1 protein-coding gene is annotated in these 268 nt (G+C 46.6%); it reads left to right on the forward strand.

What is annotated here, in order from left to right; all coding sequences use genetic code 11:
- On the forward strand, positions 1–203 hold a 203-nt coding region (locus AAEZ10_RS27400), incomplete at its 5' end, for a hypothetical protein (RefSeq protein ID WP_350571821.1).
- Positions 204–268: the final 65 nt, after the last annotated feature.

Raw genomic sequence — 268 nt, forward strand, 5'->3', positions numbered from 1 at the left:
GTTTTGGGCAGTTCGTTGGTAAATACTGCCCCCCAGCGCCGTTACGCGCAGGAATCGAACTAGCCCTTTTTCTCACACGGCTAGGGAAGGGGGAATCAAACCAAGAGAAATCTATTCAAGCAACAGCTCTGTTTGATCGTGCTTCAGCAAGGATATGCGATAAAACAACGTGCTGTTTTCATCCCGCTTTATATTTAGCATGATCTGGCATAAACGCAAGAAGCTCCTCAAGCCGACTCACATTACTACCACGTTAAAGGTTTTCCTC

The sequence above is a fragment of the Pseudomonas sp. H26/SER47-MNA-CIBAN-0231 genome, from assembly GCF_040310465.1.
GTDB classification, from domain to species: Bacteria; Pseudomonadota; Gammaproteobacteria; order Pseudomonadales; family Pseudomonadaceae; genus Aquipseudomonas; species Aquipseudomonas atacamensis.